Source organism: Cupriavidus sp. U2, from assembly GCF_009663685.2.
Lineage (GTDB): Bacteria > Pseudomonadota > Gammaproteobacteria > Burkholderiales > Burkholderiaceae > Cupriavidus > Cupriavidus necator_C.
The window spans coordinates 19267-39750 of the sequence record NZ_RCOG02000026.1 but is presented as its reverse complement, the minus strand read 5'-3'; the positions used below and the strand labels follow the sequence as shown (position 1 = coordinate 39750).

The 20484-nt window shown below is 66.4% G+C and carries 17 protein-coding genes; 14 read left to right on the top strand and 3 right to left on the bottom strand.

Translation table 11 applies throughout. The features are described from left to right. The first annotated feature begins 137 nt into the window (after nucleotides 1-137). Nucleotides 138-362, top strand: coding sequence for a hypothetical protein (locus D9X30_RS18710; protein ID WP_249641007.1), 225 nt, complete (start codon nucleotides 138-140; stop codon nucleotides 360-362). Here D9X30_RS18710 and D9X30_RS18705 read toward each other — a convergent pair. Beyond that, complete coding sequence (locus D9X30_RS18705; RefSeq protein ID WP_153948032.1) at nucleotides 359-1786, bottom strand: cytochrome-c peroxidase; 1428 nt, start codon at nucleotides 1784-1786, stop codon at nucleotides 359-361. The genes D9X30_RS18710 and D9X30_RS18705 overlap by 4 nt on opposite strands. Nucleotides 1787-2038: 252 nt before the next feature. Here D9X30_RS18705 and acpA point away from each other — a divergent pair, with 252 nt between their 5' ends. The 6 genes from acpA (at nucleotide 2039) to D9X30_RS18675 (ending at nucleotide 8578) form a co-directional block, all read left to right on the top strand. Further along, on the top strand, nucleotides 2039-4162 hold the full coding sequence (acpA, locus tag D9X30_RS18700; RefSeq protein ID WP_153948033.1) for an acid phosphatase: 2124 nt from the start codon (nucleotides 2039-2041) through the stop codon (nucleotides 4160-4162). Between the two features lie 158 nt (nucleotides 4163-4320). After that, entirely contained in the window at nucleotides 4321-5751 is a 1431-nt protein-coding gene (locus tag D9X30_RS18695) for an MFS transporter (RefSeq protein WP_249641013.1), read from the top strand. A gap of 312 nt (nucleotides 5752-6063) precedes the next feature. Further along, a complete protein-coding gene (locus tag D9X30_RS18690; protein WP_153948035.1) occupies nucleotides 6064-6357 on the top strand; it encodes a helix-turn-helix domain-containing protein in 294 nt (97 codons plus the stop codon). Then, entirely contained in the window at nucleotides 6354-7661 is a 1308-nt protein-coding gene (locus D9X30_RS18685) for a type II toxin-antitoxin system HipA family toxin (protein ID WP_153948036.1), read from the top strand. The genes D9X30_RS18690 and D9X30_RS18685 overlap by 4 nt, the downstream gene beginning before the upstream one ends. A 126-nt stretch (nucleotides 7662-7787) precedes the next feature. Then, nucleotides 7788-8186, top strand: a complete 399-nt coding sequence (locus D9X30_RS18680; protein ID WP_153948037.1) for a hypothetical protein — start codon at nucleotides 7788-7790, stop codon at nucleotides 8184-8186. Further along, nucleotides 8183-8578, top strand: coding sequence for a type II toxin-antitoxin system VapC family toxin (locus D9X30_RS18675; protein WP_153948038.1), 396 nt, complete (start codon nucleotides 8183-8185; stop codon nucleotides 8576-8578). Before D9X30_RS18680 ends, D9X30_RS18675 begins: the two co-directional genes overlap by 4 nt. Before the next feature lie 14 nt (nucleotides 8579-8592). On the opposite strand, the gene D9X30_RS18670 is transcribed toward D9X30_RS18675, so the two are convergent. Further along, complete coding sequence (locus D9X30_RS18670) at nucleotides 8593-9312, bottom strand: SDR family NAD(P)-dependent oxidoreductase (RefSeq protein WP_153948039.1); 720 nt, start codon at nucleotides 9310-9312, stop codon at nucleotides 8593-8595. Nucleotides 9313-9517: 205 nt separating this feature from the next. Here D9X30_RS18670 and D9X30_RS18665 point away from each other — a divergent pair, with 205 nt between their 5' ends. Then, a complete protein-coding gene (locus D9X30_RS18665) occupies nucleotides 9518-10384 on the top strand; it encodes an EamA family transporter (protein WP_249641006.1) in 867 nt (288 codons plus the stop codon). A gap of 38 nt (nucleotides 10385-10422) precedes the next feature. Here D9X30_RS18665 and D9X30_RS18660 read toward each other — a convergent pair whose 3' ends face one another. Continuing rightward, entirely contained in the window at nucleotides 10423-11046 is a 624-nt protein-coding gene (locus tag D9X30_RS18660) for a GNAT family N-acetyltransferase (RefSeq protein ID WP_153948040.1), read from the bottom strand. A gap of 88 nt (nucleotides 11047-11134) precedes the next feature. Between D9X30_RS18660 and D9X30_RS18655 the strand changes: the two genes are divergently transcribed. The 6 genes from D9X30_RS18655 to D9X30_RS18630 all read left to right on the top strand — a co-directional run bounded on the left by D9X30_RS18655 (nucleotide 11135) and on the right by D9X30_RS18630 (nucleotide 20454). Continuing rightward, on the top strand, nucleotides 11135-11611 hold the full coding sequence (locus D9X30_RS18655) for a winged helix-turn-helix transcriptional regulator (protein ID WP_228770923.1): 477 nt from the start codon (nucleotides 11135-11137) through the stop codon (nucleotides 11609-11611). 344 nt (nucleotides 11612-11955) lie between these two features. Next, nucleotides 11956-13269: an MFS transporter gene (locus tag D9X30_RS18650; RefSeq protein WP_153948042.1), complete on the top strand. Its 1314-nt coding sequence runs from the start codon at nucleotides 11956-11958 to the stop codon at nucleotides 13267-13269. A gap of 49 nt (nucleotides 13270-13318) precedes the next feature. Further along, nucleotides 13319-15880: a nitrite reductase large subunit NirB gene (gene nirB, locus D9X30_RS18645; RefSeq protein ID WP_153948043.1), complete on the top strand. Its 2562-nt coding sequence runs from the start codon at nucleotides 13319-13321 to the stop codon at nucleotides 15878-15880. A gap of 15 nt (nucleotides 15881-15895) precedes the next feature. Next, a complete protein-coding gene (nirD, locus tag D9X30_RS18640; RefSeq protein ID WP_153948044.1) occupies nucleotides 15896-16294 on the top strand; it encodes a nitrite reductase small subunit NirD in 399 nt (132 codons plus the stop codon). 109 nt (nucleotides 16295-16403) lie between these two features. Then, nucleotides 16404-17660, top strand: coding sequence for an NAD(P)/FAD-dependent oxidoreductase (locus D9X30_RS18635; protein ID WP_153948045.1), 1257 nt, complete (start codon nucleotides 16404-16406; stop codon nucleotides 17658-17660). Between the two features lie 46 nt (nucleotides 17661-17706). Beyond that, complete coding sequence (locus tag D9X30_RS18630; RefSeq protein WP_249641005.1) at nucleotides 17707-20454, top strand: nitrate reductase; 2748 nt, start codon at nucleotides 17707-17709, stop codon at nucleotides 20452-20454. Nucleotides 20455-20484 lie beyond the last annotated feature (30 nt).

The following is a 20484-nucleotide window of genomic DNA, read 5'->3' as shown; positions in this document are numbered from 1 at the left end:
CTGGCCGTCACGATGCGATGCAGCGTGCAAGCGCCGGCGCGATGGTCCACAATCCCGTCGGAGGAACGCACCGCTCCCAGCGGCCCCGCGTTCCCCATGTCCCCAGCAACCGCTCCCCTCTCGCCAAGGAGAACACCGTGCTGAGCCCACATGAACTTGCCACGCTGATGTTGATCGGCAACGGCCCACATACCCGCGACGATACGTCAAGCATCGCCGCACGCGAAATCGACCCCGTCGATCTCGATGCACTGATCACCCGGCAACTGGTGATCCTGGAATCCGAACAGGGCAAACGTCCCTGCCCGCAAATCACCGCGCATGGCCGCTCGATGCTGGCCGCGGTGGGCCGCCTGAACTAGCGGCCCTGTCCCTTCCATTGCTGCCCGCCGCCGATGCGGTGTGATGTTTCGGGTGAGGCCGCCATCTTCAGGGTTGCGGCCGGGGCCTGATAGCCATCGGTCAGCGTCTTCAGGAACGCGATCACATCGCGCATTTCCCCCTCGGTCATCAGCGGCTTGTCGCCCGGCTTGCCGCCAAACGGCGCTTCCATGTTGATGTTCGCGTGATACTGCGCCGGCAGGTCGTCGAACTTCCGCACCCTGCCGTCCGCGCCGCGCGGATACCAATTCTGCGGCTTTACATCGCGCTCGGCGTAGAAGTGCAGCACCTCGTCCAGCGAGTGGAAGATGCCGTTGTGGAAAAAGGCGTGGCGCATTGCCACGTTGCGCAATGACGGGGTACGGAACAGGCCGCAGTAGTCCGCACGGTCCTTGAGGTCGGTCCGGTCCGGGCCGCACAGCCCCATGTCGAAGAATGCCGGATCGGCATTGCCTGCAAGCTTGCGATTGCGCGGCACGCCCACGGCGATAAAGCCGAAATCCGAGAACGCGGGGAATGCGCCTTCCCGGACATCGCCCGGGTGGCAAGCGGCGCAGTTGCCCTTGTTCGGATCGTTGAACACGCGCAGGCCGCGCAGTTCCGCCGCGTTGAGCTTCGCCTGGCCGCGCAGTACCGCGTCGTACTTGCTGGTATAGGGATAGAACTCCGAGGGCGTCTGCTGGAATGCCTCCAGCGCCATCAGCACCGCGCTGAACGCGGTGTCCTCGTCGTCCAGCACGTCCTGGCCCAGCACCTTGCGGAAGGTTTCGGCATGCGGTCCGTGGCGGATGCGCTCGACCACCACCCGTGGCTCGCCGTTGGCCATCTCGTGCGCGGACAGCAGCGGGATGCGGGCCTGATCGTGCGTCGATGCGGCGCGGCCGTCCCAGTTGTGGCCGCCGGTCGGGCCCTGGTCCTCGGCGTCGTTGCCGTCGTTCTCGTGATAGTGGTCGGTGTAGGCCGGGACGTTCTGCACATAGCGCAGCGACGGCGCCGCCCGCACGCCGGTGCGCGTCATGTCCGCACCGCCCAGCTGCACCGACAGGTTGTTCGGCGGCCCATAGGCATGCGCGGGGCTGTGGCAAGTGGCACACGACTGCTTGCCCGATGCCGACAGTGCCGGATCGAAGAACAACGCCTTGCCCAGCGCATTGAGCCGCGCGATGTCGGGATGCCGCTCGGCCATCATCGCGTAAAACGGCTTCGGACCGGCGGCTCCGGGCACGCTGGCCGCTGCCGCCCGCGGGGGCGGTGTGTTCCCGATGGCCGTTGCCGGCGCGGCATCCTGTTGCCCGCACCCTGTCATCAGGCTGCCCAGCAGCACGATCAGCAGGCTGCCCGCCACGCGCAACCAGGTGAAGAGCGACGGGAACGCGGCGTTCCACAACAGCGGCGGCAAGCTCATGACGGAATGATGGCGGCGGGATGACGATGGATGGCGCAAGAGGCTATGCCGGATGGATGACATCCACGTGACACTTCACGAAAACGACACGCCGCCTCCTGACAACGCCGCGCGGTGCAGGTGTATCGGATTTCCCTGCGCCTCATCATCAATCTGACACATGGCGGGCCCACACTCGCGGCGCACCCAGGCAGTACCCACAAGCTTCATCGCAGCACCGCAGTCTTCCCACATATAAGAAAGAGGAAAGCCATGAGCCCTAAAACCCGTCTGTGGCCGCTGGCCGCATTGGCCGCCGCATGCCTGTCCGCCTGTGGCGGCAGCGATTCCGGCAGCAGCGCCGCCACCCCCGCCGCCACCACGTCGGGCGTCGTCACCGGCAGCTACTTCGAGCACGCCAAGGTCTGTATCGACGCCAACAACAACGGCGCGTGCGACAGCAGCGAGGCCTCGGCCTTCACCGACGCCAAGGGCGCCTTTACCGTGAATGGCCAGGGCCCCGTGGTGGCCGAAATCGGCACGGATGCGTTCCGTAACGACGATGCCGGTGGCCATGCCGCCGTGACGCGCAAGCTGGTGTTCCGCGCGCCGGCCAGCGCCAATGGCGTGGTCAGCGCCATCTCCACCGAACTGGCCGCGCTGATGGACGGCAACGGCGGCAACCTCGACGCCGCGCGCAGCCAGCTGGCGGATCGCCTTGGTGTGGCCGCGGACAAGCTGCTGGAAGACCACAACAAGGAAACGGACGGCAAGATCAAGGCTGCGCTGCAGGGCGAGATCGAGCAGGCCATCGACCTGATCGCCAACGCGGTGGCCGCCGGCGGCGACATCGCCACCGCCATCAAGACCGGCGTGGCCCAGCGCGTGGCCATGAACAACATCAAGACCGTGGTGGTGATCTACGCCGAAAACCGCGGCTTCGACAACCTTTACGGCCTGTTTCCCGGCGCCAATGGCATTCCGGGTGTGAACCCGAGCGCCGTCGGCACTCTGACCCCGCAGAAGGACTTCGACAATTCGACGCTGGCGTCGCTGCCGCCGACCTGGGGTGGTTTCACTGCTGCGGGCCAGTCCGTGACCCTGCCTGAAGTCAATACGGTGGGCTGGGCCAACAAGCCGTTCCGCATCGACGATCCGCTGGGCGTCAATGGCACGGGCGTGGTGGTGAACCAGAACGTGGTCACCCGCGACCTGGTCCACAAGTTCTACCAGAACCAGATGCAGATCAATGGCGGCAAGAACGACAAGTTCGCGGCCTTCTCCGACGCCGGCGGCCTCACCATGGGCTACTACGACGGCAGCAGCATGGCGATGTGGAAGGTGGCCAAGGATTTCGTGCTGGCCGACAACTTCTTCATGGGCGCGTTCGGTGGTTCGTTCCTGAACCACCAGTACCTGGTCTGCGCCTGCGTGCCGACCTACCCGAACGCCGATACGTCAGTGGCAGCGAAATCGATCGCGGCCGTGGCAGCTGACGGCAAGAGCCTGCAGCTGACCGGTACCAGCTCCACGAGCATCCTGTCCGCCCGAGCCTCGTACGTGAACGACGGCGCCATTACGCCGAAGGACCCGGCCACCGGCCTGTTCTACGCCGTGAATACGATGCAGCCGGCCTTCCAGCCAAGCGGCAACGCGCCGGCCTCGACCGATGCCACCAAGCTGCTGGCCGACCCGAACGCCGCCAGCACCCTGCCGCCGCAAACCCAGGACACCATCGCCACCTACCTCGACAAGCGCGGCGTGGACTGGGCCTGGTACGCGGGCGCATGGAAGACCGTGTCGGCCGATCGCACCAAGATCTACAACAACACGACGCCGAACTTCCAGGCCCACCACCAGCCGTTCAACTTCTTTGCCGCGTTCAGCCCGATTGACCATGCCGACTACCGCACGGCCCACCTGAAGGATTTCGACAGCCAGTTCCTGGCCGATGCCGCCGCAGGCAAGCTGCCGGCCGTGACGTTCTACAAGCCGCAGGGCAACCTGAACCAGCACCCCGGTTACGCCAACGTGGCCGACGGCGACGCCCACATCGTCGACGTGATCCAGCAGCTGCAGAAGAGCCCGCAGTACAAGAACATGCTGATCGTGGTGACCTACGACGAAAACGGCGGCTTCTACGACCACGCACCGGTGCCGACCGCCGACCGCTGGGGTCCGGGCACGCGTATCCCGGCGATCATCGTGTCGCCGTTCGCCAGGAAAGGCTTCGTGGACCATACGCAGTACGACACGGCGTCGATCCTGCGCTTCATCACGCGCCGCTTTGCCCTGCCGACGCTGCCGGGCCTGAAGCTGCGGGACGATGCGCTGGTGGCCAACGGCAAGCCGGCCATGGGCGACCTGACCAACGCGCTGTCGTTCCCGGCGCAGTAAGACAGGCATCCGCCGACGGCAAGGGGCGGCCCGCGCAAGGGCCGCCCTTTTTTTTGTGGCGGACGCTGGCGGGGCGGCGTCGGCGGATCGCCGACAGGCAGCCGATTGCGGAGTGGCTATAGTCTTGTGAGTGCCATCCCGGCGCCAAGGAGCCCGTCATCGCCGCCTGGCATTCCGATATCCCCGCCCGCCTGGACCGCCTGCCGTGGTCCGCCTGGCACTGGCGCGTCGCCATCGCGCTGGGCATCGCCTGGGTGCTCGACGGACTGGAGGTGACCCTGGTGGGCTCGGTCGGCGCTGTCCTGTCGCGGCCCGACACCCTGGGGCTCGATGCCACGCAGGTAGGCTGGTCCGGCTCCATCTATATATCAGGGGCGGTCATCGGCGCGTTGCTGTTTGGCCGCCTGGCCGACCGGCTGGGCCGCAAGACACTGTTCCTGGCCACGCTGGCGGTCTATATGGCGGCCACCCTGGCCACGGCCTTCTCTCCCAATTTCGCGTTCTTCGCCGTCTGCCGGTTCCTGACCGGACTGGGCATCGGCGGCGAGTACGCGGCCATCAACTCGGCCATCGACGAACTGATACCGGCCCGCGTGCGCGGACGCGTGAACCTGGCCATCAACGGCAGCTTCTGGATTGGCGCGGCACTGGGCGCCGGCCTGAGCCTGGTGCTGCTGGACCCGCGCGTATTCGGCCCGGTATGGGGCTGGCGCGTCTGCTTTGCGTTGGGCGCGGTACTGGCCGTGGCGATCGTCCTGATCCGGCGGCATGTGCCGGAAAGCCCGCGCTGGCTGACGACGCACGGCCGTCACGACGAAGCCGCGCGCGTGATTGCCAGCATCGAATCGGAAGTGGCGCGGCGGCATGGCGTGTTGCCGCCAGTGGGCGCAGCCGCCACGGTGGCCTACGCCGGCAAACCCATTCCCGCGCTGGGCGAGATCATGCGCCTGCTGCTGCGCCGCTACCGCACGCGCAGTGTCGTCACGTTCGCGCTGATGGTGGCGCAGGCGTTCTTCTACAACGCAATCTTTTTCACCTACTCGCTGGTGCTGACCCGGTTCCAGGGCGTGCCCGAGGAACGCGTGGCGCTCTATATCTTCCCGTTCGCGCTGGGCAACGCGCTGGGCCCACTGGTGCTGGGCCCGCTGTTCGACCGGATCGGACGGCGCAGGATGATCGCCGTCACCTATGTGCTGTCGGGCGTCGGCCTGGCCGCCACCGGCTGGGCGTTCATGCAAGGCTGGCTCGATGCACGCGCGCAGGCCCTGTGCTGGTCCGCCGTATTCTTCCTGGCGTCGGCCGCGGCCAGCTCCGCCTATCTGACCGCCAGCGAAGTCTTCCCGCTGGAGATGCGCGCCCTGGCGATTTCGGTGTTCTACGCCGTGGGCACGGGCACGGGCGGCTTTGTCGCCCCCGTGCTGTTCGGCATGCTGATCGAAACCGGCAGCCGGGGCGCGGTGGCCGCTGGCTACGGCATCGGCGCCACGCTCGTGATCTTGGCCGGCCTGCTGGCGCTCCGCTTCGGCGTGGATGCCGAGAGGCGTGCGCTGGAGGATATCGCGCCGCCGTTGGGGGCGGAACGCGATTGACGACGCCCCGGAATTTTTGAGAACCGTCCCATTTCCATGACGGTATCCGGCCTGCAGACTGTCCCTTGACCGCGCAATCCCGTGCGCCCAGACACAGGAGATCGCCATGCAGACCACGCATCCGGGCCAGGCGGCCCTCAGTACCGAGTCCACCGAGCCGACCCAGCCGGCCGAGGAAAGGGAGCGGCCAGTGCCGGCTTCCGCCTGCTGCGTCCTTATCTTAATACATAAGATACTGTAAATATTTATGTTTACACATAAATCTATCTCGTATGCTATGTTAATAAATAGAACAGGCCTGCGACTCGCCTCATGTCCGATTTCGACCACCAACTGCGCGCGCTTCGGAAGCTCCGGAAACTCTCTCTAATGGAGGTGGGCCGATTGATCGGCATGGCCAGTTCCAACCTCTCCGTCGCCCTGAGCGGCAAGCAGGATGTGCGCGCTTCGACACTCGATGCGATTGCCTCTGCGCTGGACGCCGAGTGGGTGCTCGTGCCCAAAGAGCATCTGGCGGAGGTTCGGCAGACGCTGGCCGGCAAGGCTGCCGGACCCGACCGGGGCGCTCCGACTTCCGTCGATTTGCTGCTCGGGGATGAGACATGAGCGACGAACTCCGGCCGCGCTATCTGTCGGTGCACTTGCACGGAGTACTCTGCGGCTACCTCTGCGAAGCCGGGCGAACCACGCGCTTCGTGCCTGGCGAGCAATTTCGCGGCGATCCCGGCCGGCCGACGCTCAGCCTCTCGCTGACCATCCCCGGCAACGAACCGTTGACTGGCACCATCCTGTCGAATCCGTTCCACCCTGCGGTCTACAACGTCGGCGGCGAACTTCCCCCCTACTTTGCCGGGCTGCTGCCCGAGGGCGAACTGCGCAAGCGGCTGGAGGCCACGCGTCACCATCCCGATGATCGCGACGACTTCGGCGTGCTGGCCGCGGCCGGCGAAGACCTGCCCGGTGCCTTGACCGTGCGCCCGGCCAATCTGGACACCTTGCCCGATCATGTCCGCACCATCGGGGTGACGGGCGGCGCGGACAACCTCGAGATCGCCGTCGTGGAAGGCGCGACCGAAGGTGCCGCCTCGGTGTCCGGCGTGCAGAACAAGCTGGCGCTGTCTACCGCGCACGCAGGCAGGCGCTACACCATGCCTACCCACGGGCGGCTGTCCGACCTGATCGCCAAGCTGCCGGCACGCAACGACGACAGCCAGATCTATAACGAATATGTGTCGATGCAGTTGGCCCAGGCAGCCGGCGTGGCGGTGGCCGTGTGCCGGCCGCAGCCGCTGGCGGCCATCGATGTGCCGGGCCTGGCCGATGCGTTGGGCGCGGACCTGCACTTCCTGGCAGTGGACCGCTTCGATCGCGAGCCCGGCGGCCGGGTCCATGCCGAAGACGGCTGCCAGATCCTGACGCGCATGCCGGCACGCAAGTACGCCGGCAACGATGCCTACGTGGCCATCGTCCGGCTGCTGGACCGACTGAGCGTACGCGGCATCGAAGACGTCCGGCAGTTCTTCATGCGGCAAGCCGTCCATACGCTGCTGGGCAACAGCGACGCTCACCTCAAGAATTTCTCGTTCCTCTATCGCAATGGCACGATGCCCGAGCTGTCGCCGGCCTATGACATCGTCAGCGTGGCCGCCCTGCCAGGCTTCGCGGCTTTCGGACAGAACGTCGCCATCGATCTTCTGCAACGCAGCCAGACACTGGAAACCTACCGGGACTTCGCGCGCGAAGCCCGGATTGCCGAGCGCATCGCCGTCGCCGCCGTGAAAGACGCCGTGACGATGGCCCAGGAACGGTGGCCCGCGCTGCTCGATTCGCTGCCGACGCCAGTGGCGATGAAATCCGTGGTTCTCGAACGGCTGCGCACCCTGCCGCTGGCATTGCTGCGCCGCCGATAACGGGGTACCACAATGCGGGACGCATTTTGAGACACGTCCCATTTTTTTCTACTTGACGGCGGCCCAGAATGGTTTCGTCAGGCGCGAATCGCGCCGGCTAAACCAGACAATAGAGGGGTCAATCTCATGCAGTATCAAGCAGAGCAGCATGTTGCGTTGAAGGACGTGGGGGCTGCGGTGGCAGGCCCTGCGGAAGACAGCTTGCGTACGTCGACACCTGGAACCGGAAAGACGTCCTCTCTCCGGGATCTGAAAGGCTGCCTTGCAGGCCGCAAGTCTCCTCCAACGGAACAAGAGATCGCGACAGCTATCGCCAACGCCCAGGATGCCGGCGAGAAGCGAAACGGCGGCACCGCACCAGTCCGGCGCTTTTTGCCAAAGCGTGCCCCGGGTCAGCCCTGTTCGATCAAGGATCTGAAGGGGTGCCTGGCGGGTCGTGGGCAGGGGCCCGTCCCGTCCATAGAGGAAATGGATGAAGTCATTGCTCAGGCTATCTGGGAACGCTATCTCCGGAGCTTTGCATGATCGGCCTGGACACCAATATCCTCGTTCGATACTTCACCCGCGACGACCCGATCCAGACGCCGGTGGCGGATGCCGTCCTCGAGTCGCTGTCCGACCACTGGCGGGGATACGTGCCAATTGTCGTTCTGGCAGAACTTGTCTGGACCATGGACAAACGCTATGGAGCCGGCCAGCCCGAACTTGTCGAGATCATTGAACATTTGATCGAAAGCAATGATCTCGTGATCGAATCGATGGCCATTGTGAAGTCGGCGCTGCGGCTCTTCAAGTCCACGCCCAGCGATTTCCCCGACTGCCTGATCCAGCGGACCTGCCAGAGCGCCGGCTGCCATCACACGGCCACCTTCGACCGCAAGGCCGCCCGTGCCATCGGCATGAGGCTGGCGCTATGAGGCAGGGCGGACGCTCAACTCAGGCCGTCCAGCACCAGATGCTGTCCGTGCATGGCCTCCGACCCGTCCGATGCCAGGAATGCCACCGCCCGCGCCGCGGCGCCGGTGGATACCCACTGCGCCGGATCGGCCGACGACATGGCGTGGCGGTTGGCGGGCGTATCAAGAATGCTGGGGGCAATGCTGTTGACATTGATGCCCGAACTTCTGACCTCGTGCGACAGGCTTTCCACGAGTCGCTGCAGCGCGCTCTTGGAAGCGGTATAGGCGCCCATCGCGGCCGCGCCGTGGGCGGCGCCGCGCGCGGAAACGGCCACGACCTTGCCGCTACGCTGAAACATCATGGCCGGAATGAAGTGGCCCGTGACGGCGACGAACGACCAGGCGTTCAGGTCCATCATGCGCTGCCAGGATTCACGGCTCAGGGCGTGGGTGGGCTCGCCCATCTCGAAGCCGCCGGCCACGTGCACCAGCACATCGACCGTGCCGAACGCGTCGAGGATGGCGGCAGCCACAGGGGCCATCGCCGTATCGGAGGTCACGTCGGCCGCGTGCAGCAGCGTACCGCCGTGGTCGGGCTCCGGGTGCGCAAACACGCTCTGCAGGTGCTGCAGGTTGTGGTCGATCAGCGCCAGCCGTGCGCCCTCTCCGGCGAACCGGCTGGCCACGGCGCGACCCAGCGCGCCGGCGGCGCCGGTAATGACGACATGACGGCGGGGTGCCTTGGCTTCCATGGTGAACTCCGGCAAAAACGGTCCTTCCACCATAGTGCCTTGACCTGGACTCCGCCAGCGCCGGTCCGGGCACTGGCTCGCATTCCGGCCCGGCGCGCCCAACTGTACAGCAAGCGGCACCGGCATCTGTGTATGGCCGCCCAGCCGATGTTCGGGCAAGATGCCGCACCGCCCGTAGCCGGGTCTACCGTACCAGGACAAGGAAGTGCCCCTCACCCGCATCAAGCAGAGCGAAACCCTGCTGGCCGTGCTGGCCCTGATCGGCTCCATGGCGTCGCTATGCGTCGGGACCTCGTTTGCCAAGAGCCTGTTCGGCGCCATTGGCGCCCAGGGCACGGTTGCGCTGCGCGTCGGCTTTGCGGCGTTGATCCTGATCGCGGTCTGGCGGCCGTGGCGCTTCCCGTTGTCGGGCAAGCATGCCCGCGCCATTGCGCTATATGGGGCGGCACTGGGGGCCACGAACCTGCTGTTCTATATGTCGCTGCGCACCATCCCGCTGGGGTTGGCGATCGCCATCGAATTCACCGGTCCACTGGCCGTTGCGGTGTTGTCGTCCCGCAAGGCCATCGATTTTCTCTGGATTGCCTGCGCTGTGGCTGGCCTTGTCCTGCTGCTGCCAGTGGGCGAGGCCTCGACCCATCTCGATCCGGTGGGTATCGGCTATGCGTTGGCGGCCGGCGTTGGCTGGGCGCTCTATATTGTGTTCGGCCAGATGGCAGGCAACGCGCATGGCGGCCAGGCGACGTCGCTGGGCATGACCATGGCGGCGCTGGTGGCGCTGCCTTTCGGCCTTGGCCATGCCGGCACGCAGATTTTCAGCCCCGGGCTGTTGCTCTCCGGGCTGGCGGTCGGCCTGATGTCGAGCGCGATTCCCTATTCGCTGGAGATGGTGGCACTGAAGCGGCTGCCGCGCAGGACGTTTGGCATTCTGCTGAGTCTGGAGCCGGCCATGGGTGCCCTGGCGGGCCTGGCATTCCTGCACGAACAGCTCACGGCCATTCAGTGGGTGGCCATTGCCGCCATCATCACGGCGTCGATTGGCTGTACGGCGACTTCGCGCGGCAAGCACTGACGGCCTGTCAAACCGCCCATGGTGCGCTCGAACGCGAGCTAGTTATCCGCGAACCAGTCGCGCGGCAGCCAATGCGCGCGTTGTGGCCGGGGCGCGCGGTCCTGCGCGTCAACCAGCGACAAGCTGACCTCATGCAGAAAGCTGTCCTCCGTATTGCGACGTGCGGCAAATCCGCAATCGCGCATGATGGCAAGCATGCGCCGGTTCTCGCTGAGCACGTCGCCACGCATACCCTGCAGCCGGCTGGTCCTCGCCATCTGTTGCAGCCGTTGGATCAACCGCCGGCCCAACCCCTGCCCTTGCCAGTCGTCCGCCACCACCACGGCCAGTTCCGCCACGTTGTCGGCGTTCACCACATATTCGGCGTTGGCGACGATCGACTCGCCACCATCCTCAGCGCGCACGGTTACCACGATGGCGGCGTCTCGCTGGGGATGATGGGCGACAAAGCCTTGGATGATCTCGTCCGCCACCCGGCCTCCGGTCAGAAACCGGTAGTAACGGCTCTCACGCGACAGGCCATCGACAAACGCGCGCAGCCCCGCCTGATCCGCTGCCCGTACCGCCCGCACCGTCACCTGTTGGCCACCGCGTGCTGTCCACCGTTCTTCGGTAATCCGCGAACCCGTGCTGCTGTCGCCTGCGTCGTCGCCATCGTTCATGGCCCACCCCTGACTTCATCTTCTGTAGGCAGGACTATAGTCGAAACCCTGACTTTTTCAAATGAAGTTAGAGTGCTATCCTCAAATCATGAATACGTCACTGCCGCCTCCTGTGTCGCCCGAGGCCTTCGCGCAATGCTCGATCGCGGCCACGCTGTCGCTGATTGGCGAGAAGTGGACAATTCTTATCTTGCGCGACGTGTTTTCGGGGGTCCAACGTTTCGATGACTTTCTGGAGCGGCTTCAGTGCTCGCCCGCCGTGCTGTCGGCGCGGCTGAAGACGCTGACGGAAGCCGGCCTGCTGCGCAAGGTCAGCTACAAGGCGCCAGGCGAGCGCGAGCGCTTTGCCTACCGCCCTACTCGTGCCGCCGTGGAGTTGCTGCCAGTGATCGTGGGCCTGATGCAGTGGGGCGATGCCCATATGAAGCCGGATGGCCAGGGTCCGGCGGAGATCCGCTCGCGGGTCAACGGGCTCAAGGTACGCGCCGCACTGATCGACGAAGCCGATCAGCTGGTCTCCCCCTCCGACATGCAGCTGATTTCCCTGCTGCCGCAGGCCGAATAGGCCGACTGACCGCCGGGCCCCCGGACCTGCGCACGCACCGGCGCCGCACATTGCACCGCACCATAGCCGTGCGCCCGCCCAACTCTGGCGCCGCACCATGATGCGGATTAGTGCGCCATACGGCACTAATCAGCGCGTTTTCCCTTCTCGAAGTCTCCAAACCAACACTTGTTGGGGCTGGCACACCGCTTGCGATAGGAAGCGTGGGCCGGTCAACGGCGATCTGCCCACCCCACACAGCACGACTGCTATCCGTAGGTAGCAGCCGTCAGGACAACGGCGTCCCCAGAACTGGCTCATCAGCGCCAGCCTCTCGGGACGCCTTTTGTTTTTGGAGCCCAAGAATGAACGGCAAAGCCACCCGGATCGATCTGCTAAGTCTGAAGACCCCGCAGATGCGCGCCTTCCACCTGACCTGGATGGCGTTCTTCGTCTGTTTCTTCGCGTGGTTTGCCTGCGCGCCGCTGATGCCGGTGCTCAAGGGCGAATTTGGCCTGACCCCCGGCCAGATTGCCAATATCAATATCGCCGCCGTGGCCGTGACCATCCTGGTACGCCTGGTGATCGGCCCGATGTGCGACCGCTTCGGCCCGCGCAAGACGTACACCGGCCTGCTGGCCATCGGTGCGATTCCGGTGATCGGCGTGGCGTTTGCCCAGAACTACGAGACCTTCCTGTTTTTTCGCCTGCTGATCGGGGCGGTGGGCGCGAGCTTTGTCATCACGCAGTACCACACGTCGGTGATGTTCGCGCCGAACGTGGTCGGCACCGCCAATGCGGCGTCGGCCGGCTGGGGCAACGCGGGCGGCGGCGCCGCACAGGGCGCGATGCCGCTGCTGCTGGCCGCCGTGCTGTTCCTGGGCGTGGACCACGCCATGGGCTGGCGCGTGGCGCTGATCGTGCCGGGCGTGCTGATGCTGATCATGGCCGTTGTCTACTGGCGCTTCACGCAGGACTGCCCCGAAGGCAACTTCTCGGACCTGCGCGCCCGCGGCATCGCCGTGAGCGGCGGCAAGGGCGGTGGCGGCTGGGCCAGCTTCCGCGCGGCCAGCGCCAACTACCGCGTCTGGCTGCTGTTCATCACGTACGGCGCATGCTTCGGCGTGGAAATTTTCATCCACAACGTGGCGGCCACCTACTACGTCGACCACTTCGGCCTGTCGCTGTCCGCCGCCGGCATGGCCGCAGCCAGCTTCGGCCTGCTGGCCCTGTTCGCCCGGGCATTGGGCGGCTACGTTTCGGATCGCGTGGCCCGTCGCCGTGGCCTCGACGCGCGGTCGATCGTGCTGTTCGTCTTCATTCTGGGCGAAGGCCTGGGCCTGCTGGCGTTTGCGCATGCCGCGGGCGTGGTCACTGCCGTCGCCGCCATGCTGACGTTCGGCCTGTTCACGCACATGGCCTGCGGCGCCACCTACGCGCTGGTGCCGTTCATCGACCGCAAGGCGCTGGGCGGCGTGGCCGGGATCATCGGCGCTGGCGGCAACGTCGGCGCGGTGGCCGCGGGCTTCCTGATGAAAGGCCTGGGCGACCTGCAGCAGACGCTGACGTACCTGGGCGTGACCGCCACGCTGGCCGCGCTGTGCGCCATCGCCGTGCGCTTCAGCGCCGAGCACAAGGCGCAGGAGCAAGCCCTGTACGACAGCGCGCTGGCCAACTGATCGACGCCAACAAACCAAAGTTACGACTCCTCCGGACAAGGAAAGCATCATGAAGATCATCATCGTCGGGCACGGCATGGTCGGCCACAAATTCCTGGAATGCCTGGCAGAGGCCGGCGCACAAGACCTGGAAGTGACGGTGCTCTGCGAGGAGCCGCGCCCCGCCTACGATCGCGTCCACCTGTCGGAATTCTTCGCCGGCAAGTCGGCCGATGACTTGTCGCTGGTGCCGGCGGGCTTCTTCGACCAGCACAACAACATGCTGCTGCGTCTGAATGCCAGGGCCACGGCCATCGATACGGCCGCGAAGACGGTCACCACGTCTACCGGGGAGACGCTGCCCTACGACAAGCTGGTGCTGGCCACCGGCTCGTACCCGTTCGTGCCGCCGCTGCCGGGCAAGGACCGCAAGGACACCTTCGTCTACCGCACCATCGAAGACCTGGAGGCCATGCTGGAATGCGGCCGCCGCGCCAGGTCGGGCGTGGTCATCGGCGGCGGCCTGCTGGGCCTGGAGTGCGCCAAGGCGCTGCGCGACATGAACCTGGACACCCACGTGGTGGAGTTCGCCCCGCGCCTGATGGCCGTACAGGTCGACGACGGCGGCGGCCGCATGCTGCGCCAGAAGATCGAAGACCTCGGCGTGAAGGCGCACACGGGCAAGAACACCGTGGAGATCGTCGATGGCGTGGACGGCACGCACCGCATGAACTTCACCGATGGTACGCATCTGGACACCGACATGATCGTGTTCTCGGCCGGTATTCGTCCGCGCGACGAACTGGCCCGCGACAGCGGCCTGGCCATTGGCCCGCGCGGCGGCATCGTGATCGACGACAACTGCCTGACCTCGCACCCGGACATCTACGCCATCGGCGAATGCGCGCTGTGGGACGGCAAGATCTACGGCCTGGTGGCCCCGGGCTACGATATGGCCCGTGTGGCCGCCCGCCATCTGCGGGGCGAGGCCGCCCGGTTCACCGGCGCCGACATGAGCACCAAGCTCAAGCTGATGGGCGTGGACGTAGCCAGCATCGGCGACCCGCACGGCAATGCGCCGGGCAGCCGCTCGTACCAGTTCACCGACGAGCGCAAGCAGGTCTACAAGAAGCTCGTGGTGTCCGATTGCGGCAAGTACCTGCTCGGTGGCGTGCTGGTGGGCGATGCCGCCGAATACGGCACGCTGCTGCAGATGATGCTGAACCGCATCGAGCTGCCCGAATCGCCGGAGTTCCTGATCCTCCCGTCGTCGGATGGACAGGCCCGGCCGGCACTGGGCGCCGACGCGCTGCCCGACACGGCCCAGATCTGCTCGTGCAACAACGTCAGCAAGGGCCAGATCTGCGCGGCCGTGACCGATGGCGCCACCAGCATCGGCGCGCTGAAGTCGTGCACCAAGGCCGGCACGGCCTGCGGCGGCTGCGTGCCGCTGGTCACGCAGATCATGAAGGCCGAAATGAAAAAGCAGGGCATGGCCGTGAACAACCATGTCTGCGAGCACTTCCCGTACTCGCGCCAGGAGCTGTACCACCTGGTGCGCGTGGGCAAGATCAAGACCTTCGATGACCTGCTGGCCGCGCATGGCAAGGGGCTGGGCTGCGACATCTGCAAGCCTACGGTGGGCAGCATCCTGGCATCGTGCTGGAACGAATTCGTGCTCAAGGAAGAACATGCCAGCCTGCAGGATTCGAACGACTACTTCCTGGCCAATATCCAGAAGGACGGCACGTACTCCGTGGTGCCGCGCATGCCCGGCGGCGAAGTCACGCCCGACGGCCTGATCGCCGTGGGCCAGGTGGCCAAGAAGTACGGCCTGTACACCAAGATCACCGGCGGCGCGCGGGTGGACATGTTCGGCGCCCGCCTGGAAGAACTGCCGCTGATCTGGGAAGAACTGGTGGCGGCCGGGTTCGAATCCGGCCACGCCTACGGCAAGTCGCTGCGCACCGTCAAGTCGTGCGTGGGCTCCACGTGGTGCCGCTACGGCGTTGACGACTCGGTTGGCCTGGCCATCGACATCGAAAACCGCTACAAGGGCCTGCGCGCGCCGCACAAGATCAAGTTTGGCGTGTCGGGCTGCACCCGCGAGTGCGCCGAAGCCCAGGGCAAGGACGTAGGCATCATCGCCACCGAAAAGGGCTGGAACCTCTACGTCTGCGGCAACGGCGGCATGAAGCCGCGCCACGCCGAACTGCTGGCCGGCGACCTGGACCGCGACACGCTGATCCGCTACGTCGACCGCTTCCTGATGTTCTACGTGCGCACCGCCGACCGCCTGCAACGCACCAGCACCTGGCGCGACAACCTCGAAGGCGGCCTGGACTACCTGAAGGCCGTGGTCATCGACGACAAGCTGGGCATCGGCGCCGAACTGGAAGCCGAAATGCAGCACGTGGTGGACACCTACGAGGACGAATGGAAAAAGGCCATCACCGACCCGGAAACCCGCAAGCGATTCCGCCACTTCGTCAACAGCGACCTGCGCGACGACAACCTGGTCTTCATGGAAGCGCGCGGCCAGATCCGCCCTGCCACGCCGGAGGAACGGAACTTGCAGCGTTCCCGCCTGAGCCACATTCCCGTGGTCGCCGTGCCCGCAAAAGCAGCCTGACACAAGGAGAACGTGATGAGCCAAACCCACCATCCCGAAACCTGGACCGCGATTTGCACCTTGCGCGATATCGTGCCCAATACTGGTGTCTGCGCACTGGTCGACGGGCAGCAGGTGGCGGTCTTCCGCGTCGGCCGCGGCGAAGAGGTCTACGCCATCGCCAATTTCGACCCGAATTCGCAGGCCAACGTGCTGTCGCGCGGGCTGGTCGGCAGCCTCGGCGAGCGCGTGGTGGTGGCGTCGCCAATCTACAAGCACCACTTCGACCTGCGCACCGGCGAGTGCCTGGAGGCGCCCGAGCACTCGGTCCACGCCCACGCCGCGCGCGTCTATGACGGCAAGGTCTGGGTGGCGGCCTCGGTCGTCCAGCGCGAAGCCCAGGCAGGCAAGGTCGAGGAAGAAATGGCCGCCTGACCCGCAGCCCCTGTCTTCGAGCACGCCCGCAGCCAACGCGCCATTACGCCATTACGCCATTACGCCATTACGCCATTACGCCATTACGCAAACAGGCCCCCAGAAGATGATGCCCACGACGCCCCCCGCCTCGTCTCCCGCCACCCCGGCCAAGCCACGGCTGGTGGTGGTTGGCAACGGCATGGCCGCCATGCGCACGGTCGAGGAACTGCTGAAGCTCGCGCCGGACCTGTACGACATCACGGTGTTCGGCGCCGAGCCGCACGGCAACTACAACCGCATCCTGCTGAGCCCGGTGCTCGCCGGCGAAAAGACCGTCGACGACATCATGCTCAACACGCGCGACTGGTACGCGCAGAACGGCATCGAACTGCTGGCCGGTGACCCCGTGGTGGCCATCGACCGGCCGCGCCGCACCGTGCGCTCGGCTTCCGGCAAGGCAGTCCACTACGACCGCCTGCTGCTGGCCACGGGCTCCAGGCCGTTCATCATTCCGGTACCCGGTCATACGCTGGACGGCGTGATCGCCTTCCGCGACATCCAGGACGTGGAAACCATGCTGCACGCCGCGCGCAACCATCGCCACGCGGTCGTGATCGGCGGCGGCCTGCTGGGTCTGGAGGCCGCCAATGGCCTCATGCGGCAAGGCATGGATGTCACCGTGGTGCATCTGGCCGACAGCCTGATGGAGCGCCAGCTGGACAAACCCGCCGCCGACCTGCTGAAGCTGGCGCTCGAACGCAAGGGCCTGCGTTTTCTGCTGAGCGCCCAGACGGCCGGCATTCTTGGCCAGGACCGCGTGGCCGGCGTCCTGTTCAAGGACGGCACGCGGATTCCGGCCGACCTGGTGGTGATGACCGCCGGCGTGCGCCCCAATATCGAGCTGGCCGCCGGCGCCGGCCTGCGTTGCGAGCGCGCCATCGTGGTGGACGACACGCTGCAGACCTTCGATCCACGCATCTACGCCGTGGGTGAATGCGTGCAACACCGCAACGCCACGTTTGGCCTGGTGGCCCCGATCTGGGACCAGGCCCGCGTCTGCGCCGCGCATCTGGCTGGCGCCGGGCATCGGCGCTACGTGCAGCAGGCCACGGCCACCAAGCTCAAGGTGACGGGTGTGGACCTGTACTCGGCCGGCGATTTCATCGGCGCCGAAGGCAGCGAGGACCTCGTCCTGCGCGATCCGCGCCGCGGTATCTACAAGCGCCTGGTCCTGCAGGACGGCCGGCTGGTCGGCGCCGTGCTGTATGGCGACGTGAAGGATGGCCCGTGGTATTTCGACCTGATCCAGTCCGGCAAGCCCGTGGCCGCGCTGCGTCAGCGCCTGCTGTTTGGCCAGGCGCAATGCGAGGCCCTGGCGGCCTGACCCAAGCTCCCCGGCCCGCGCCGCCACCGACCGAAGAGATTCTGCCGTGAACCTGTCCGATATTGCCGTGGTTGCCACCACCTCGACCAAGACGGTCTCCACCACCTGCCCGTACTGCGGCGTGGGCTGCGGCGTGCGCGCCACCGCGCGCGCCGACGGCCAGGTGGAAGTGCAAGGCGATGCCGACCACGCGTCGAACCATGGCCGCCTGTGCGTCAAGGGCTCGGCGCTGGGCGACACGGTCAGCCTGGACGGCCGCCTGCTCCATCCCCAACTGCGCGATGCCGACGGATCGCTGCATCGCGTGAGCTGGGACCAGGCGCTCGACAAGGTGGCCAGCGGCTTTGCCGACGTCATCGCCAGGCACGGCCCCGACGCCGTGGCCCTGTACGTGTCGGGCCAGATCCTGACCGAGGACTACTACGTCGCCAACAAGCTGATGAAGGGCTTTATCGGCTCGGCCAACATCGACACCAACTCGCGGCTGTGCATGTCGTCGGCCGTGGCCGGCCACAAGCGCGCGTTTGGCGAAGACCTGGTGCCGTGCAGCTACGAAGACCTGGAACAGGCCGATCTGGTGGTGCTGGTGGGCTCGAACACGGTCTGGTGCCATCCGATCCTGTTCCAGCGCCTGACGCGCGCCAAGGAAGCACGGCCCGACATGAAGATCGTGGCCATCGATCCGCGCCGCACCGCCACCTGCGAACTGGCCGACCTGCACCTGCCGCTGCGCCCCGGCACCGACGTACGGCTGTTCAACGGCCTGCTCGGCTACCTGGCGCGCCACGGCCACACCGATGCGGCCTTTGTCGATGCGCACACGGCCGGCCTGGACGACGCACTGGCCGTGGCCGATGCCGACGGCTCCGATGCCGGGGACCTGACCGCCCTCGCCCGTGCCTGCAAGCTCGATCCGCAGGACCTGCGGGCGTTCTTCGAACTGTTCGCCGGTACGCAAAAGGTCATCACGGCGTTCTCGATGGGCGTGAACCAGTCGTCGGCCGGCACCGACAAGGTCAACAGCATCATCAACTGCCATCTGCTGACCGGCCGCATCGGCCGTCCGGGCATGGGTCCGTTCTCGCTGACCGGGCAGCCCAATGCCATGGGCGGCCGCGAAGTGGGCGGGCTGGCCAACATGCTGGCCGCGCACATGGAACTGGCCAACCCGGTGCATCGCGACATCGTGCAGGACTTCTGGCAGTCGCCGCGCATGGCCGACAAGCCCGGCCTCAAGGCCGTGGACCTGTTCAACGCCATCGAGGCCGGCCAGGTCAAGGCCGTGTGGGTCATCGCCACCAACCCGGTGGTCAGCCTGCCCGACGCCGACCAGGCACGCCGTGCGCTGGCCAGGTGCGAACTGGTGGTGTCGTCAGACATCGTCACGCACACCGATACCAATGATGCCGCGCACGTGCTGCTGCCCGCGCTGGGCTGGGGCGAGAAGGACGGCACGGTCACCAACTCCGAGCGCCGCATCTCGCGCCAGCGCGCCTTCCTGCCGGCCCCCGGCGAGGCCCGCGCCGACTGGGACATCCTGTGCGACGTGGCCCGCCGCATGGGTTTCGCCGGCTTCGACTACCAGACCCCGCACGAGATCTTCGACGAACACGCGCGGCTCTCGGCCTGGCGAAACGGCGATGCCAGCGACCGCGACGCGCCGCGCATGTTTGATATCGGCGGTCTGGTCGGGCTGAGCCAGGACCAATACGACGCCTTCGCGCCGGTGCAATGGCCGTACCGCGCCGCCACGCCGGGTGGTACCCAGCGCCTGTTCGAGGATGGCCGCTATGCCTTTGCCGATGGCCGCGCCCGTTTCGTGCCGACCGCGGCCCGCGCGCCGGCCCACGCGGCCGACGACGAATTTCCGCTGATCCTGAACACGGGCCGCGTGCGCGACCAGTGGCACACCATGACGCGCACCGGCAAGGCAGCGCGGCTGTCCGACCACCTGCCCGAGCCGTTCGTCGACATGCATCCGCAGGACGCGCTGCTATGCGGCGTGGGCGAAGGCAAGCTCGCCCGCGTGACCAGCCGCTGGGGCGCCATGGTGGCCCGGGTGCGGTTTGGCGGCGGCATTGCGCGGGGCAGCGTGTTCGTGCCGATTCACTGGAACGATCAGTTCAGCTCCGATGCGCGCGTGGGCGCCGTGGTCAATCCGGTAGTCGATCCGGTCTCGGGCGAGCCCGAGTTCAAGCACACGCCGGTGCGCGTGGAGGAATTCCGAGTCTCGTGGCACGGCTTCGTGCTGAGCCGCAACGCGCTGCCGGCCGATTCGCTGACCTACTGGACGCGCATCCAGGGCAAGCAGTTTCAGCGTTACGAATTCGCCGGCCGGGAAACCGTCGCTGACCGCGCCGCCTGGGCGCGGGCCCTGCTGGGCGTGCACGATCCCGACGCGGACTGGCTTGAATACGAAGACCGCTCGGCCGGGGTCTATCACGCGGGGTTCGTGGTCAACGACCGGCTGGAAGCGTGCGTCTACGTGTCCACGCGGGCCGATCTGCCGTCGCGCGCCTGGCTTTCGCAACTGTTCGGGCAGGATCGGCTGGAAGATCCCGATCGTATCGGCCTGCTGCTGGGCCAGCCGATGGAAAAGACCGCCGACGCCGGCCCCACGGTGTGCGCCTGCTTCGGCGTGGGCCGCAATACGATCTGCGACGCCGTGCGCAAGCACGACCTCAAGACGCCGGCCGACATCACCGCCTGCGTGAAGGCCGGCGGCAACTGCGGGTCTTGCGTGCCGGAACTGCGCAAGCTGCTGGCGGAGATCCGGATCGCGGCAGCAGCCTGACCGCCTTCACGGATCGGCGATACCAGCGAT